Raw genomic sequence first — 15,382 nt, 5'->3', positions numbered from 1 at the left:
CTGCCGCCCAGCGTCTATGAACGCACAATGGCAGAGAAAGAACCTATCGTCGTGTCCGAAATTACTTGACCACTACATTCCGAGGTCTGCCCGCACGGATTGGGCTGGTTCCCTAACGTAGTTGGAGTCGTTTGGATGCCGTCAACGTCCACGCCTAGTGAAGTTCCTGTTCTCATCTAAACAACATATATCTGAGACTTTCCAGGCCACCTGAGACACTGAGCACAAAACCTGCGACTCGTGTTTTGTGATACACTGGGTTGTCTTAAACTTTAAAGGGAATCCACATGGAAAAAACTGAACTTTTGCGTGCCCGAGTTTCGCCCCGCCTAAAAGCAGATTTTGAGGAAATCTGCAAAACTTTTGGGGACGAACATCCTGCCGACAAGCTGCGTGAGATAGTCGATTCTTTCGTAAAGTCCAATTTGGACCGCTTAGGTGACCGAGTAGTTGTTCACATCAGTAAACCTGTAGGCTACGACCCTGGTGCGTGGCGCGTATTTGTGAAGCTACGTAACCCTGATGAGGCCATTTGGATGGGGACCAGCGTCCCATTTCGCTTACCGCAAATGGACAAACGGAGCTTACGCAGTGATGATGAATACAGAGCGGTAGTCGGCTTGCCCGGTTTTTCAGGATATGAACTTGGAGGAGTCTTTCTCAATGGCGAATGGCGTGGGCACCTCTACTCGAACGGGATCGAAGAGCATCAAAACCCGACTCCGATAGATCAAGTTAAGGAAAGCCTTCGCAACCAAATCACGGAGCACTTGAATAAATTCCAATCCTCATGAACACAAATAAAGCCTAGTTGGAAGCTCCACAAACAAAAAAGCCCCTGAATTTCAGGGGCTTTTTCAAAAGTTCTGGCGGAGAGAGGGGGATTCGAACCCCCGGTAGGCTATGAACCTACACACGCTTTCCAGGCGTGCGACTTAAACCACTCATCCATCTCTCCTGATGGGTCGACGTGGGAACCCCACGAAGCCGCCTATTATAGCAAGTATTCCCAGCAGTACAAGGACCGCTAGGCGGATACTGTGCTGGACGCGTGGACGGCGAAGCCGTCCACGCTACGATTGGCACACGTTTCCGGTGTAGTCCCCAACATCCCCACTTGATCCGACAAAAAAAATGCCCGCCCCTCTCCCGAGTAGGCGGGCAAGCCTTACGTCAGCCTTGTGGGCTGCCGCAGGCAGGTTGCTCAGGGATTGTAGCTCAAGCCGATTCCTTCAACTGCTCGAGAATGGCTGGATTCTCGAGCGTGGAGACGTCTTGCGTGATGTTCTCGCCCTTGGCCAGCACGCGCAGCAGGCGGCGCATGATCTTGCCGGAGCGGGTCTTCGGCAAATTGTCGCCAAAACGGATCTCTTTCGGCTTGGCGATCGGACCGATCTCCTTGCCCACCCAGGCGCGCAGCTCGTTGGCCAGCTTTTTCGCTTCCTCGCCGGTCGGACGTGCCTGCTTGAGCACGACGAAGGCGCAGATCGATTCGCCGGTGGTCTCGTCCGGACGACCCACCACTGCCGCTTCGGCCACGATCGGATTGGCCACCAGCGCCGACTCGATCTCCATCGTGCCCATGCGGTGGCCCGACACGTTCAGCACGTCGTCGATGCGGCCGGTGATGGTGAAGTTGGCGGTGTCCTTGTTGCGGATCGCGCCGTCGCCGGCCAGATAGTATTTGCCGCCCAGTTCGTCCGGGAAGTAGCTGGTGCGGAAGCGGTCCGGGTTGTTCCAGATCGTGCGGATCATCGACGGCCATGGACGCTTGACGACCAGGATGCCGCCCTGCCCGTTCGGCACGTCGGCGCCGGCTTCGTCCACGATCGCTGCCATGATGCCCGGCAGCGGCAGCGTGCACGAACCCGGCACCATCGGGGTCGCGCCCGGCAGCGGGGTAATCATGTGGCCGCCGGTCTCGGTCTGCCAGAACGTGTCGACGATCGGGCAGCGCTCCTGGCCCACATTGCGGTAGTACCACATCCAGGCTTCCGGATTGATCGGTTCGCCGACCGAGCCGAGCAGGCGCAGGCTGGACAGGTCGGAGTTCTTCGGATGTACCTTCTCATCCAGGTCGGACGCCTTGATCAGCGAACGGATCGCGGTCGGGGCCGTGTAGAAGATGCTGACCTTGTGCTTCTCGACGGTCTGCCAGAAGCGGCCGGCGTTCGGGAAGGTCGGCACGCCTTCGAACACGACTTGCGTGCCGCCGACGGCCAGCGGGCCGTAGGCGATATAGGTGTGGCCGGTGATCCAGCCGATGTCAGCGGTGCACCAGTAGACGTCTTCGGGTTTCAGGTCGAAGGTCCATTTCATCGTCAGCGCGGCCCACAGCAGGTAGCCGCCGGTCGAGTGCTGCACGCCTTTCGGGGTGCCGGTCGAGCCGGACGTATAGAGGATGAACAGCGGATGTTCCGCATCGACCCATTCAGGCGCGCACTCGGCCGACTGGTCTTGCACCAGCTCGTGCAGCCACAGGTCGCGGCCTTCCTTGAAGTTGATGTTGCCGCCGGTGCGCTTGTAGACGATGACGTCCTTGACGGTGTCGCAGCCGCCCAGGCTCAGCGCCTCGTCGACGATGGCCTTGAGCGGCAGCGATTTGCCGCCGCGCTGCTGTTCGTCTGCCGTGATGACGGCCACGGCGCCGGCGTCGATGATGCGCTCTTGCAGCGACTTGGCGGAGAAGCCGCCGAACACCACCGAGTGGGTGGCGCCGATGCGGGCACAGGCCTGCATCGCGGTCACGCCTTCGACCGACATCGACATATAGATGACGACGCGGTCGCCCTTCTTGATGCCGCGCGATGTGAGCGCGTTGGCGAATTTGCAGACGCGCTCGTGCAGCTCGCGGTAGGTGACCTTGGTCACCGCCCCATCGTCCGCCTCGAAGATGATGGCGGTCTTGTCGGCGTTGCCGTTTTCGAGGTTACGGTCGAGGCAGTTGTACGAGGCGTTCAGCTGGCCGTCGGCGAACCATTGATAGAACGGCGCATTCGATTCGTCGAGGGTCGAGGTGAACGGCTTGTGCCAGTCGAGGTTCTCGCGCGCCAGGCGGGCCCAGAAGCCCTCGTAGTCGCTGGCGGCCTCGGCGCACAGTTTTTCGTAGGCGGCCATGCCGCTGATGGTGGCCTTGTCGGCAAACTCCTTCGGCGGCTGGAACACGCGGTGCTCCTGCAGGCCCTGGGTTTGCTCTTGGGTGGTCTCGTTCTCGGCCATACTAGTCTCCATATTAATGTAGTAGGTTATGCCAGATACCATAGGGGGGCTCGCTTACTGAGCCCTTACATGGAAACCCCTTGCGGCGGGTGCGTATTGACTCTCTTGCCCGCTCTTGTGTGCCCTTATTCTAACGCCAGCCGTTGTAAAGCGTGCAAGCGGGCCTCGTGTGCCGGCGCGTGCCGCACCCCATCCAACGGCGCCGGTGTAAAATGCCGAGCTGAATTTTTTTCGCATCCCCCTGGAGTTTCATCCCGATGTCCGACCTGCCGCCCAACCAGCCTGTCCGCAAGCTGACCCCTCTGAACAACCTGATCTTCGCCAGCCGCTGGCTGCAACTGCCGCTGTACCTGGGCCTGATCCTGGCGCAATGCGTGTACGTATTCCACTTCTGGGTCGAGCTCGTCGACCTGATCGGCGCCGCCATGGGCAACGCCGATTCGCTCAAGCACATCATCGATGCCGTCAGCGTACCCAATTCGGTACGCCCTACCCGTCTGACCGAAACCATCATCATGCTGGTGGTGCTGGGCCTGATCGATGTGGTCATGATTTCGAACCTCCTGATCATGGTGATCATCGGCGGCTACGAAACCTTTGTCTCGCGCATGCACCTGGAGGGCCACCCGGACCAGCCAGAGTGGCTGTCGCACGTGAACGCCTCGGTCCTGAAAACCAAGCTGGCCATGGCGATCATCGGCATCTCGTCGATCCATTTGCTGAAGACTTTCATCAACGCCGCGTCGTATGACGAGAAGACGCTGCTGTTCCAGACCGTGATCCACTTCGCGTTCCTGCTGTCGGCCATGGCGATCGCCTATACCGACCGCATCGTGATGACGACTCACAACGGCAAACACTAAAACTATTACATTCCTGGTACTCCTGAACGAGAGCGAACATGGCAACCGTGATTACCCAAGACGACCTGATTGAATCGGTCGCGGCAGCACTGCAGTACATCAGCTACTACCACCCGGCCGATTACATCCAGCACCTGGCGCGCGCGTATGAAAGCGAGCAAAGCCCGGCCGCGAAGGATGCGATCGCCCAGATCCTGACCAATTCGCGCATGTGCGCCGAAGGCAAGCGTCCGATCTGCCAGGACACCGGCATCGTCAATGTGTTCCTCAAGATCGGCATGGGCGTGCGCTTCGAGGGCTTCACGGGTTCGGTGACCGACGCCGTCAACGAAGGCGTGCGCCGCGCGTACAACTTCGCCGACAACAAGCTGCGCGCCTCGATCGTGGCCGACCCGCACTTCGAGCGCAAGAACACCAAGGACAACACCCCGGCCGTGGTCCACATGGAGCTGGTCGAGGGCGACACCATCGACGTCAAGCTGGCGGCCAAGGGCGGCGGCTCGGAAAACAAGACCAAGTTCGTCATGCTCAACCCGTCCGACTCGCTGGTCGACTGGGTGCTCAAGACCGTGCCGCTGATGGGCGCCGGCTGGTGCCCGCCGGGCATGCTCGGCATCGGCATCGGCGGCACCGCCGAGAAGGCGATGCTGATGGCGAAAGAGTCGCTGATGGAAGACATCGACATGTACGAGCTGCGCCAGCGCGGCCCGAACAACAAACTCGAAGAGCTGCGCATCGAGCTGTGCGACAAGATCAACGCGCTGGGCATCGGCGCCCAGGGCCTGGGCGGCCTGACCACCGTGCTGGACGTGAAGATCAATATGTACCCGACCCACGCGGCCTCCAAGCCGGTGGCGATGATCCCGAACTGCGCCGCCACCCGCCACGCCCACTTCGTGCTGGACGGCTCGGGCCCGGCCTATATCGAACCGCCGGCGCTGTCGACCTGGCCTGACGTGAACTGGACGCCGGACACCGAGAAATCGAAGCGCGTCGACCTCAACACCCTGACCAAGGAAGAAGTTGCGTCCTGGAAGCCGGGCCAGACCCTGCTCCTGAACGGCAAGATGCTCACCGGCCGCGATGCCGCGCACAAGCGCATCCAGGACATGCTGGCCAAGGGCGAGTCGCTGCCAGTGGACTTCACCAACCGCGTAATCTATTACGTCGGCCCGGTCGATCCGGTCGGCAGCGAAGTGGTCGGCCCGGCCGGTCCCACCACCGCCACCCGCATGGACAAGTTTACCGACATGATGCTGGAAAAGACCGGCCTGATCTCGATGATCGGCAAGGCCGAGCGCGGCCCGGCGGCGATCGAATCGATCCAGAAGCACAAGTCGGCCTACCTGATGGCGGTCGGCGGCTCGGCCTACCTGGTCTCGAAAGCGATCAAGTCTGCAAAAGTCGTGGGCTTCGAAGACCTGGGCATGGAAGCGATCTACGAGTTCGACGTGACCGACATGCCGGTCACCGTCGCGGTCGATTCCACCGGCACTTCGGTCCACAACACCGGCCCGAAAGAATGGTCGGCCAAGATCGAATCGCTGAAAGGCGTGCCGGTCACCGTCGCCTGATTCGAACCGGATCATGACCCTCCCCGACGCTCCGGTTGGCATCTTCGACTCGGGCGTCGGCGGCCTCTCGGTGCTGCGCCACATCCAGGCGCAGCTGCCGCACGAACACCTGCTCTACCTGGCCGATACCGGCTTTGCCCCTTACGGCGACAAACCCGAAGCCATCGTCGTCGAACGCGTGCTGGCGATCGGCGAATTTCTGTTGGCGCGCGGCGCGAAAGCGCTGGTGGTCGCCTGCAATACCGCCACCGTGGCCGCCGTGCGCGAACTGCGATCGGTTCACCCCGGCCTGCCCATCGTCGGCGTCGAACCCGGCCTCAAACCCGCCGCCGCCCTTACCCGCACGGGTAAAGTCGGGGTGCTGGCCACCGAGCGCACCCTGAACGGCGCCAAGTTCCTGCAGCTGCGCGACCAGATGCACCGCGATTCCGGCGCCGACTTTCTGCTGCAGCCCTGCGTCGGCCTGGCCGACCAGATCGAGTTTGGCGAACTCGATTCGCCCGCCACCAGTGCGATGCTGGAACGCTTCATCATGCCGCTGCTGACCGAAGGCGCCGACACCCTGGTGCTGGGCTGCACCCACTATCCGCTAGTGCGCGCCTCGATCGAGCGCCTGTTGAAAAACGCCGGCCGGCCGGACGTGGCCCTGGTCGACACCGGCGATGCCGTGGCGCGCCAGCTCGCGCGCCTGCTCGCCGCCGGGGGACTGCTACGCGCGCCGGGTGCCATCCCAGCCAGCCTGACCGGCTTTACCAGCGCCAGCGCGACAGCGCTGACGGCGGCGTTTCGTAGCCTGCTCGGCATCGATCCGCCGGTGCATGAAGCGCAGGTCGCGGTCCCGCGTGACTGGCAAAGCGATCGAACGATTTAAAGTTGCCACTTTTTTTGCGAGGCTATATAATCATGCTCTGCCTCGGCAACGACGAGACAGTAAGTAGCAAAACAAGCAGTAACGTAGTTCAGTGGTGGCTGTAGCTCAGCTGGTAGAGTCCAGGATTGTGATTCCTGTTGTCGTGGGTTCGAGCCCCATCAGCCACCCCAAGTATTCAGCAAAAAAGGTCACCTGCTTCGGCATGTGGCCTTTTTTGTTTTCCGAAGGATCCGCATGCATATCACCGGACAAACCCTCTCCCGCGCGGACGTCGAAGCGGCATTGCTCCAGGCCCCACTCGTCTTCCAGGAATGCGACCTCGACGGCGCCGACCTGTCGCGCCTCGACCTGCGCAACTGCACCTTTACCAGCTGCAGCATCGCCGAGACCTCGTTCTACGCCGCCAAGCTGGGCCAGTCCACCTGGCAGCGCTGCCGCGGCCGACAGGCCGACTTCGAAGCGGCCGACCTGACCGACGCCCGCTTTCAAAGCTGCGACCTGAACAACAGCAGCTGGCGCCGCGCCCACTTGGCGTCCCTTGCCTTCAAGGGCTGCAAGCTGACCGGCGCCAGCTTCGAGGAAGCGGCCCACCTTGGCCTGGAATTCGAGGATTGCCTGCTGGTGGGCACCGACCTGCGCCGCATGTCGTTCCGCAAGGCCAAACTGGTCCAGCTGGACTTTGGCGACGCCGACCTGGCTGCCTGCGACTTTCGCGACGCCGTGTTCGAGGGCGGCAGCCTGCGCGGCGCCAACATCAAACAGGCGCGCTTCGACAACGCCGACCTGCGCGAAGCCGACCTGGGCGGCATCACGCTGGCCGACATCAAGTTGTTCCAGGGCGCATGGATCACGCCGCGCCAGGCTGCCGAACTGGTCAGCGAACTTGGCTTGCGCGTGGCCTGAATACTCTGTACGTTTGGCCATATCACCACGGAACAGAAGTAAAAAGACTCAAACTGGGCGGCCGGATAATGCTTGATATGCGACAATCTGTGAGTTTTCTTTAGGAAATTCGAGTCGCCTTCCTGCGATGCCGGACTGCAGGCATCGCACCGGCGCTCCCCCGATTTATGCCAGACAAGCGTACCGCTCCCGAGATCTCCCGCTTGACCGCCGAAAAACGCCCCGCAGTGCGCAACGCCGTGCTGTTCGTGGCCGCCCTGTGCCTGCTATTGCTGACGATACAGGTCTCGGACGGCTGGCGCGCACGCGAGGAACGCCTGGCCGAGGTGGGTGTCGCCACCACCAATATGTCGCACGCGCTGGCGGCCCAGGCCGAGAGTGCGGTGCGGGTGGTCGATACCGTGCTGGCCGGCGTGGTCGAGCGGATCGAAAACGATGGCATGGCGGGCGCCGGACGCCCCCGCCTACAGTTGCACCTGAAGAATATGGTGACCCAGGTCGACGAGCTGCATGGCTTGTTCGTGTTCGGCGCCGACGGCCATTGGCTGATGACCTCGCAGGACCGCATCCCGCTGTACACCGTCTACGACCGCGAGTATTTCCAGCACCACCTGAACAATCCCGACCGCTTCATCCACGTGGGCAAGCCGGTGCGCAGCCGCTCCAACGGCGAGTGGGTGCTGCCCGTCTCGCGCCGCCTTAATAATCCGGACGGCACGTTCGGCGGCGTCGCGCTCGGCACGATCCGCATCGATTACTTCTCCACCCTATACAAGACCTTCGACGTGGGCAGCAATGGCGTGGTGATGCTGACCCTGGACGACGGCACCCTGGTGTATCGCCTGCCCCACAGCGAGAGACTGATCGGCACCGATACGAGCAATGGCCCGGTGCACCGGATGTACCAGAGCTCCGGCCCGGCCGGCACCGCCATGCTGCGCTCGAAGATCGACGGCATCGAAAGGCTGTACAGCTACCGCCATCTGGAAACCTATCCGCTGATCGTCGCCACCGCGCAGAGCAAGCACGACATCCTGGAAAAATGGCTGAAGTCGATGCTCGGCCAGGCCCTGATCACGCTGGTCGCCATTGCATTGCTGCTGTATTTCGGCCGGCGCCTGGTGCGCCAGATCGTGATCCGCGACCACCTCGAGCACGAGCTGGTGCAGGCGCGTGAACTGCTGCAGGAACATAACCGCGCGCTGACGGTCCTGGCCGACCACGACAGCCTGACCGGCATCGCCAACCGGCGCCGCTTCGAGGAAGCCCTGGACATGGAGTTCGCGCGCGCAAGCCGGAGCGGCGCGCCGCTGTCGCTGCTGATGTTCGACGTCGATTACTTCAAACGCTACAACGACACCTATGGCCATGTGGCCGGCGACGCCTGCCTGCGCCAGGTGGCGCTGGCGCTGCAGGAAAGCCTGGTGCGGCCGGCCGACCTGGTGGCGCGCTTCGGTGGGGAGGAATTCGTGGCCCTGCTGCCGGATACCGATCCGGCCGGCGCCAGGATGGTGGCCGAACGCATCCGCCAGGCGGTGATGGCGCTCGGGATCCCGCATGCCGGCAATGGCGCCGGCGTGGTGACCATCAGCGTGGGCGTGTACACCAGCGGCGCCGGTGGCGGCATGGAGACCGACAGCGCCACCGCGCTGGTGGAGCGGGCCGACGCCCTGCTCTATCGGGCCAAGCAGTCGGGCCGCAACCAGGTGTGCGGCGGCGACCTCGCCGCACCCTGAGCCGGGCGCCCGCCTGCATCAATGGCGGTAAGGGTTGTTCGGGCGGTCGTCGTGGCGGTTGGGGACGCCGTCGCGATCGCGGTCACGGTTGCGGTACGCGGCCACCTGGCGCGACTGGTGCCAGCCGCCGCGCTCGAGATGCCAGCCGTTACGGTCCTGGCGCCATTGCGCGCGCTGGTAGGCATAGCCCGGACGCACTTTCTCCCAGTGGCCGGCGACCCAGTCGTGACGGCGGCCGTTCCAGTCCCAGTAACCCGACACCCATTCAAAACCGCGGCGCGCGGCCGGCACGGCTTCGCGGCGGGGCGCCGGCGGCGCCTTCTTGATGACGATCACTTCGGCCCGTGGATGAGCGGCCTGGGCCTGCACTGGTGCGAATGCTGCGCTACCGATCAGGATGGCGGCGGCGGTGGTGAGAAGGGTTTTCATGGTGCTCTCCGTTTCGGTTGGTGTGAAACCACTATAGCGAGACGGGACGCCAAAAAGATGAACTGAAGGAAGTCTTTACAGTCGATACATGCCGCTACAAACTTGTAACAGCGAAGGGTTATTAACAGTTAGGTGAGAACTTGTTTGAATTTATGCAGTCTTATGCATTATGAACAAGTTCGTTTCCATCAGCACGGCTGCACAAGCCTTGGGCGTCTCGACCAGTACCTTGCGTCGATGGGAGGCCAGCGGTCGGCTCACTCCTTTGCGAACAGAAGGAGGTCAGCGCCGGTATGACTTGTCTGCCTTGCGACCTGAAGCTCGCAGCGGTGCTCAGGCGGTGCGCAAGACCGTCGCCTATGCACGGGTGTGCAGTCATGATCAGAAGGCGGACCTGGAGCGACAAAAGCGGGTACTTGAATTGTACTGCGCAAGTCATGGATGGCCGTTCGATATGATTGCCGACCTTGGGTCGGGCATGAACTATCGCAAGAAAGGCTTGAAACGTTTGCTCGACGGGATTGTCGAAGATGAGGTTGGACGCCTGGTCTTGACGCATAAAGATCGACTGTTGCGTTTTGGCGCGGAGCTGATATTCGCCCTGTGCCAGACAAGACAGGTCGAAGTAGTCATCATCAACCAGGGCGAGGACACCAATTTCGAAGAAGAGCTAGCCAACGATGTGCTCGAGATCATCACTGTCTTCTCGGCCCGTCTCTATGGAAGCCGCAGTCACCGCAACCAGAAGCTGATCGATGGGGTGCGTGCAGCAGTCAAGGAGTCGCAATGTACCTAGCCCATCGCATCCGACTCGATCCGAACAATGTCCAGGCGACGTATCTGGCGCGTGCCGCCGGTACTGCACGTTTCGCCTATAACTGGGCCTTGGCCGAGTGGAAGCGGCAGTACGAGGCAAGCAAGGTCGACCCTGCGGTGGACAAGCCAAATGAAGCGGCATTGCGGCGCCAGCTCAACGCGATCAAGCACGAGCAATTCCCATGGATGCTCGAAGTAAGCAAGAATGCACCGCAGATGGCGATCATACAGTTGGGGCAAGCCTTCGAGAATTTCTTCGAAGGTCGTGCCCGCTATCCCACCTTTCGCCGCAAGGGCCGTGACGACCGATTTACATTAAGCAATGACCAGTTCCGAGTCGAGAACAAGTGCATCCGCATTCCGAAACTGGGATGGGTCCGGATGCGCGAATCTCCGCGGTTCTCCGGGCGTATCGTCTCGGCCTCGATCAGCCAGATTGCGGATCACTGGTACGCAAGCATCACCGTCGACATCAAGGATCAACGTCAACCGCCAGCCGAAAACCAAGGCGCGGTAGGAGTCGACCTCGGTGTCGCGGCGCTGGCCACGCTGTCGACCGGTGAAGTGTTTAACGGCCCGAAAGCGTTGGGCACACTGCTCGCCCGTCTGCAACGCCTGTCGCGCGAGGTTTCACGCAAAGTCAAAGGCTCGCGCAATCGTGCAAAGGCGAAAGCCAGGCTTGCCCGGCTATACGCCAAGATCGCCGATCTGAGGCGCAATGGCCTGCATCAGTTGAGCACCTATATCACCCGCCGCTTCCACACCATAGGCATCGAAGACCTGAACGTGAAGGGCATGCTCGGAAATCGTTGTCTGGCCCGAGCGATTGCTGACATGGGATTTGGTGAACTACGCCGCCAGCTGGAATACAAGGCGGCGCGGCGCGGTGGTCAGATTGTCGTGGTGGATCGCTGGTACCCGAGCAGCAAGACATGCTCGTGCTGTGGCTACCGGATGGATGTGCTCCCACTGACGGTTCGCCATTGGCGTTGTCCCGGCTGTGGCGCACTGAACGACCGGGACGTCAACGCGGCAATCAACCTGAAGAACATGGCGGTGAGTTCCACCGCATCGGCCTGTGGAGGGGCAGGCGCTGGCCTCGCGCGTCAAGTGCAAGGTGAAACCGGCCCTGGTGAAGCAGGAATTCAACAGCAAAGTTAACTATGGATCGCTTTGCGTAAGTTTGAAGGAACGGAAGGAGCGGAGGAGAAGAAAAAGCTGGCGCTGCAAAAACACAGCCGGCTATGGAAGCCGGCTGCGTAAAGGGGAAGGTATTAGTCCAGCTTGAAGGCGTAGTCGACCTTGGTCCAGGTCTGGGCTGGCGCGCCATCCTTGGTGCCCGGCTTGAACTTGCACGAGGTCAGACCCTTGACCAGTGCGCGGTCCAGGTTCTTGAAGCCGCTCGACTTGTCGATCTTCGATTCCGCCACGGTGCCGTCCGCGTTGACCAGGAACGATGCCGAGGTCGTGCCCTGCTCTTCGTTCATCAGCGACGACTTCGGATATTCGATGGCGCACTTCTTCGGATCGAACGACGCCGCGGTTTCGGCGGCGAAGCTGGCGCTGGCGGCAGCGGTGAGGGTCAGTGCAACGAACAGCTTGGCGGACAGGTTTTTCATGATTTCCCGAAATAAGGTTTTAAGAGTTAATGTCGTGATGCGTGCTGCGCGCCGCCCGACTAGCCGGCGCAGGTTTGCTTGGTAATGAGTGCTTAGAATTCTTCCCACTCGTCGTTACCGACGGTGGCAGCTGCCTTTTTCGGCTTCGGCGCAACTTCCGCCTCGTCCGGATTCACCGCGGCGCTGGCGGCGGCCGGCTTTTTAGGAGCCGGCGGTGCGGTGCGCTTGGCGGCCGGACGAACCACCACCGCGGTGGTGGTCGCGACTGCCGCCTGCGCCTCGAATTGGAACTGTTCGCCCTCTTCCAGTTTGAAGATGCTGACCACGCGGGCCAGTTCGCCGGCCTGGTCTTGCAGGCTCTGGGCAGCCGCAGCGGCTTCCTCCACCAGCGCGGCGTTTTGCTGGGTCATGCCATCCATCTCGATGATCGAGGTGTTGACCTGGGCGATGCCGGCGCTCTGCTCGGCGCTGGCGTTGGCGATCTCGCTCATGATGTCGGTCACGCGCTTGACGCTGGACACCACTTCATCCATCGTCACGCCGGCCTGGCCGACCAGTTTGCTGCCACGATCGACTTTCGACACCGAATCGTCGATCAGGGTCTTGATCTCTTTGGCTGCCGCAGCCGAACGCTGAGCCAGGTTGCGCACTTCGGAGGCAACGACCGCGAAGCCGCGGCCCTGTTCGCCGGCACGGGCTGCTTCGACTGCCGCGTTCAGCGCCAGGATATTGGTCTGGAAGGCGATGCCGTCGATCACGCCGATGATGTCGGCGATCTTGCGGGCCGAGCCATTGATCTCACCCATGGTGCCCACCACTTGCGACACCACCTCGCCACCCTTGCTGGCGACGTCCGAAGCGGCCGCGGCCAGCGCGTTGGCTTCACGGGCATTGTCGGCGTTCTGCTTGACCGTCGAGGTCAGCTGTTCCATTGCCGAAGCGGTCTTCTCCAGCGAGCTGGCTTGCAGTTCGGTACGCGACGACAGGTCGATATTGCCGGCGGCGATTTCACGCGAGGCGGTGCCGATGGTTTCGGTGCCGCGGCGTACCTGGGCCACGATGTCCACCAGGCTGTTACGCATTTCTTTCATTTCGACCAGCAGGCTGCCGCGGTCCGATTCCTTGGTGTCGATGGCGATCGACAGGTCGCCGTGGGCGATGCTGCCAGCGATCTTGGCGGTGTAGCCAGGCTCGCCGCCGAGCTGCTTGAGCAGGCTGCGGGTAATCACGACAGCGGCCGCCACACCCAGCACCACGGCCAGGGCCAGCAGGACCAGCATGAAGTTACGGGCATTGTCGAACGCCGCTTCGGCATCGGCCTTGGTCTGGGCGTTCTGTTTTTCTTCCTGGGCGGCCAGCGCGTTCAGGGCTTCGGTCCACTTGCGCTGCACCGGACGCACTTCGCGTACCATGACGCGGGTGGCGTCCATGGCGTTGGCGGCCAGATAGAGTTCGGTAGCGCGGGCGATCGCCGGCATGGCGGCGGTTTCGTGTTCCTTGATCTGGGCCAGCAGCGCCTTTTCCTGGTCGTTGCCGTTCGATGCGAACAGGGCGGTCAGCTTGCGCTGGGTTTCGTTGTACTGGGCGGTCTGTTCCTTGAACTTGGCAATCTCCGGTTCCATGTCGGCCGGGTCTGCCATCAGGGTCAGCACGCGCAGCGACTGCAGGCGATCGTTGACGTTGTTGCGCATCTCGATCACGAGGCCGGTCGACACATTACTCACGCTGACCACGTGGTCAAGGCGATCCTGGATCTGCGCCATGCGCAGGATACCCACTACAGCAACCGCTACCAGCAGCACCAGGATCAGTGCGAAACCGAGGGCCAGACGGGTACCGACCTTCATGTTGTTCAAATTCATTCGTGTTTTCCCTGTAACTTTATTGATCGAAACTCGCTCGGAGAGACAAGCGCCGTGCGAAGCGCATCTGAAATCGGTGTTTCTGCACGATTTCGAGTGTTTCCGACAGGATAAATCAAGATTTCATGTCGCTAGTCAGAAAATCTCTTGCTCGACCGAATTGTTTCGGCACAACAACAGGCTTGATACAGTGCAACATTGGAACAGGTCTGCATTATGGAACGACTATTTCCACACAGCAAGCAATTTTGAAACTTGTATGGTTGTTTCGACAAGCAAATGTATCGATTTGTCGACATGGAATAGAAAAAGGCGTGCCTCAGCACGCCTTTTTGTTACTTTTGGATAGATTGTCTCAGGCCGCGGCGGGCATCCTGGCGGCAGCTTCGAGCAGCAGGCGCGGATCGCCCAGCGCCAGCTTCTTCGAATCGGAGAGGGTCTGGCGGAAAGAACGGGCTCCCGGCAAGCCTTGCATCAGGCCCAGCATGTGGCGCGTGATGCTGTTGAGCTTCAAGCCCACCGGACCGTACACGCGCAACTGCTCCTCGATGTACGGGATCATCGCTTCCAGCACCTCGACCCGCGAGCGCGGGCGACCGGCATCGGTGTCGCCATAGAAGCGGCGGTCCCAGTCGGCCATCGTCCAGGGGTTGTGATAGGCCTCGCGGCCCAGCATCACGCCGTCGACATGTTGCAGGTGCAGTGCGATTTCGTCGTCGCTCTTGATGCCGCCGTTGATCAGGATCTCGAGGTCAGGGAACTCACGTTTCAATTGGTAGGCGACGGCGTAGCGCAGCGGCGGGATCTCGCGGTTTTCCTTCGGCGACAGCCCTTTCAGAACGGCGTTACGGGCGTGCACGATGAAGGTCTTGCAGCCGGCGTCGGCGATGGTGCCGACGAAATCGCGCACGAATCCATACTCTTCGTCGTAATCGATGCCGATGCGGTGCTTTACCGTGACGTCGATCGAGACCGCGTCGCGCATCGCCTTCACGCAATCGGCCACCAGCTGCGGCTCGTTCATCAGGCAGGCGCCGAACGCGCCCTTCTGCACCCGCTCGGACGGGCAGCCGCAGTTGAGGTTGATCTCGTCATAGCCCCATTGCTCGCCCAGCTTCGCGCTTTTCGCCAGGTCGGCCGGATCGCTACCTCCCAGCTGCAGGGCGATCGGGTGCTCGACGTCGTCGTAGCGCAGATGGCGCTCGACGTCGCCGTAGACCAGGGCGCCGGTGGTGACCATCTCGGTGTACAGCCAGGTATGGCGGGTGATCTGGCGATGGAAGACGCGGCAGTGGCGGTCGGTCCAGTCCATCATGGGGGCGACCGACAGGCGGCGCGATGGCTGGACAGGGGCTGGGGCGCCGGGAATGGTCGAGGTGAGGCTCATGCTGGAAAGGTCTGGTCGGCGCCCATACGGGCGACGAATACTGTCGGGAACCAGTAATGATAAGCCAAACCTGGCTCCGCCGCATCCGCGATGGCGGCAATGT

Annotated in this window: 13 protein-coding genes and 2 tRNA genes; 9 read left to right on the top strand and 6 right to left on the bottom strand. The window is 61.5% G+C overall.

The genetic code is table 11. The annotated features are described in order from the left end of the window. Positions 1-287 precede the first annotated feature (287 nt). On the top strand, positions 288-794 hold the full coding sequence (locus AC3A6F_RS02935; RefSeq protein WP_487678468.1) for a hypothetical protein: 507 nt from the start codon (positions 288-290) through the stop codon (positions 792-794). Between the two features lie 73 nt (positions 795-867). On the opposite strand, the gene AC3A6F_RS02930 is transcribed toward AC3A6F_RS02935, so the two are convergent. Together AC3A6F_RS02930 and acs are read right to left on the bottom strand one after the other, a co-directional pair. Further along, a tRNA-Ser gene (locus tag AC3A6F_RS02930) sits at positions 868-958 on the bottom strand. Between the two features lie 260 nt (positions 959-1,218). Beyond that, positions 1,219-3,219: an acetate--CoA ligase gene (gene acs / locus AC3A6F_RS02925; RefSeq protein ID WP_487678467.1), complete on the bottom strand. Its 2,001-nt coding sequence runs from the start codon at positions 3,217-3,219 to the stop codon at positions 1,219-1,221. A gap of 257 nt (positions 3,220-3,476) precedes the next feature. Here acs and AC3A6F_RS02920 point away from each other — a divergent pair, with 257 nt between their 5' ends. The 6 genes from AC3A6F_RS02920 to AC3A6F_RS02895 all read left to right on the top strand — a co-directional run bounded on the left by AC3A6F_RS02920 (position 3,477) and on the right by AC3A6F_RS02895 (position 9,166). Next, positions 3,477-4,082, top strand: coding sequence for a TIGR00645 family protein (locus tag AC3A6F_RS02920; RefSeq protein ID WP_487678466.1), 606 nt, complete (start codon positions 3,477-3,479; stop codon positions 4,080-4,082). Positions 4,083-4,120: 38 nt separating this feature from the next. Further along, positions 4,121-5,656, top strand: coding sequence for a fumarate hydratase (locus AC3A6F_RS02915; protein WP_487678464.1), 1,536 nt, complete (start codon positions 4,121-4,123; stop codon positions 5,654-5,656). A gap of 13 nt (positions 5,657-5,669) precedes the next feature. Then, positions 5,670-6,527, top strand: a complete 858-nt coding sequence (gene murI / locus AC3A6F_RS02910; RefSeq protein ID WP_487678463.1) for a glutamate racemase — start codon at positions 5,670-5,672, stop codon at positions 6,525-6,527. Between the two features lie 94 nt (positions 6,528-6,621). Beyond that, positions 6,622-6,697, top strand: a tRNA-His gene (locus AC3A6F_RS02905). A gap of 64 nt (positions 6,698-6,761) precedes the next feature. Beyond that, positions 6,762-7,430: a pentapeptide repeat-containing protein gene (locus tag AC3A6F_RS02900; RefSeq protein ID WP_487678462.1), complete on the top strand. Its 669-nt coding sequence runs from the start codon at positions 6,762-6,764 to the stop codon at positions 7,428-7,430. A gap of 203 nt (positions 7,431-7,633) precedes the next feature. Next, positions 7,634-9,166 carry a sensor domain-containing diguanylate cyclase gene (locus AC3A6F_RS02895; RefSeq protein ID WP_487678461.1) on the top strand — a complete coding sequence of 511 codons (1,533 nt, stop codon included), beginning with the start codon at positions 7,634-7,636 and terminating at the stop codon, positions 9,164-9,166. Positions 9,167-9,184: 18 nt separating this feature from the next. Here AC3A6F_RS02895 and AC3A6F_RS02890 read toward each other — a convergent pair whose 3' ends face one another. Then, the gene (locus AC3A6F_RS02890) at positions 9,185-9,595 is read right to left on the bottom strand and encodes a YXWGXW repeat-containing protein (protein ID WP_487678460.1); all 411 of its coding nucleotides are present in this window, start codon (positions 9,593-9,595) and stop codon (positions 9,185-9,187) included. A gap of 169 nt (positions 9,596-9,764) precedes the next feature. On the opposite strand from AC3A6F_RS02890, the gene AC3A6F_RS02885 reads away from it, so the two are divergent. After that, complete coding sequence (locus AC3A6F_RS02885) at positions 9,765-10,391, top strand: IS607 family transposase (RefSeq protein ID WP_487678459.1); 627 nt, start codon at positions 9,765-9,767, stop codon at positions 10,389-10,391. Then, positions 10,382-11,572 carry an RNA-guided endonuclease InsQ/TnpB family protein gene (locus AC3A6F_RS02880; RefSeq protein ID WP_487678458.1) on the top strand — a complete coding sequence of 397 codons (1,191 nt, stop codon included), beginning with the start codon at positions 10,382-10,384 and terminating at the stop codon, positions 11,570-11,572. The genes AC3A6F_RS02885 and AC3A6F_RS02880 overlap by 10 nt, the downstream gene beginning before the upstream one ends. A gap of 113 nt (positions 11,573-11,685) precedes the next feature. On the opposite strand, the gene AC3A6F_RS02875 is transcribed toward AC3A6F_RS02880, so the two are convergent. From AC3A6F_RS02875 to dusA, 3 genes are all read right to left on the bottom strand, one after another. Beyond that, positions 11,686-12,030, bottom strand: coding sequence for an energy transducer TonB (locus AC3A6F_RS02875; protein WP_487678457.1), 345 nt, complete (start codon positions 12,028-12,030; stop codon positions 11,686-11,688). A 92-nt stretch (positions 12,031-12,122) separates the two neighbouring features. Beyond that, the gene (locus AC3A6F_RS02870; RefSeq protein WP_487678455.1) at positions 12,123-13,892 is read right to left on the bottom strand and encodes a methyl-accepting chemotaxis protein; all 1,770 of its coding nucleotides are present in this window, start codon (positions 13,890-13,892) and stop codon (positions 12,123-12,125) included. A 355-nt stretch (positions 13,893-14,247) separates the two neighbouring features. Continuing rightward, positions 14,248-15,279 (bottom strand): tRNA dihydrouridine(20/20a) synthase DusA, encoded by a 1,032-nt coding sequence (gene dusA, locus AC3A6F_RS02865; protein WP_487678454.1) that lies wholly within the window; start codon positions 15,277-15,279, stop codon positions 14,248-14,250. Positions 15,280-15,382 lie beyond the last annotated feature (103 nt).

It is taken from the genome of Massilia sp. Soil_C_3, assembly GCF_057657035.1.
The sequence above is the reverse complement of the archived record's forward strand: the minus strand, read 5'-3'. Positions and strand labels throughout refer to the sequence as shown.

Bases quoted from the DNA above. Each gene is read 5' to 3' on its own strand.
- AC3A6F_RS02935 (WP_487678468.1), top strand. From the start codon at position 288: ATGGAAAAAACTGAACTTTTGCGTGCCCGAGTTTCGCCCCGCCTAAAA.
- acs (WP_487678467.1), bottom strand. From the start codon at position 3,219: ATGGCCGAGAACGAGACCACCCAAGAGCAAACCCAGGGCCTGCAGGAG.
- AC3A6F_RS02920 (WP_487678466.1), top strand. From the start codon at position 3,477: ATGTCCGACCTGCCGCCCAACCAGCCTGTCCGCAAGCTGACCCCTCTG.
- AC3A6F_RS02915 (WP_487678464.1), top strand. From the start codon at position 4,121: ATGGCAACCGTGATTACCCAAGACGACCTGATTGAATCGGTCGCGGCA.
- murI (WP_487678463.1), top strand. From the start codon at position 5,670: ATGACCCTCCCCGACGCTCCGGTTGGCATCTTCGACTCGGGCGTCGGC.
- AC3A6F_RS02900 (WP_487678462.1), top strand. From the start codon at position 6,762: ATGCATATCACCGGACAAACCCTCTCCCGCGCGGACGTCGAAGCGGCA.
- AC3A6F_RS02890 (WP_487678460.1), bottom strand. From the start codon at position 9,595: ATGAAAACCCTTCTCACCACCGCCGCCGCCATCCTGATCGGTAGCGCA.
- AC3A6F_RS02885 (WP_487678459.1), top strand. From the start codon at position 9,765: ATGAACAAGTTCGTTTCCATCAGCACGGCTGCACAAGCCTTGGGCGTC.
- AC3A6F_RS02880 (WP_487678458.1), top strand. From the start codon at position 10,382: ATGTACCTAGCCCATCGCATCCGACTCGATCCGAACAATGTCCAGGCG.
- AC3A6F_RS02875 (WP_487678457.1), bottom strand. From the start codon at position 12,030: ATGAAAAACCTGTCCGCCAAGCTGTTCGTTGCACTGACCCTCACCGCT.
- AC3A6F_RS02870 (WP_487678455.1), bottom strand. From the start codon at position 13,892: ATGAATTTGAACAACATGAAGGTCGGTACCCGTCTGGCCCTCGGTTTC.
- dusA (WP_487678454.1), bottom strand. From the start codon at position 15,279: ATGAGCCTCACCTCGACCATTCCCGGCGCCCCAGCCCCTGTCCAGCCA.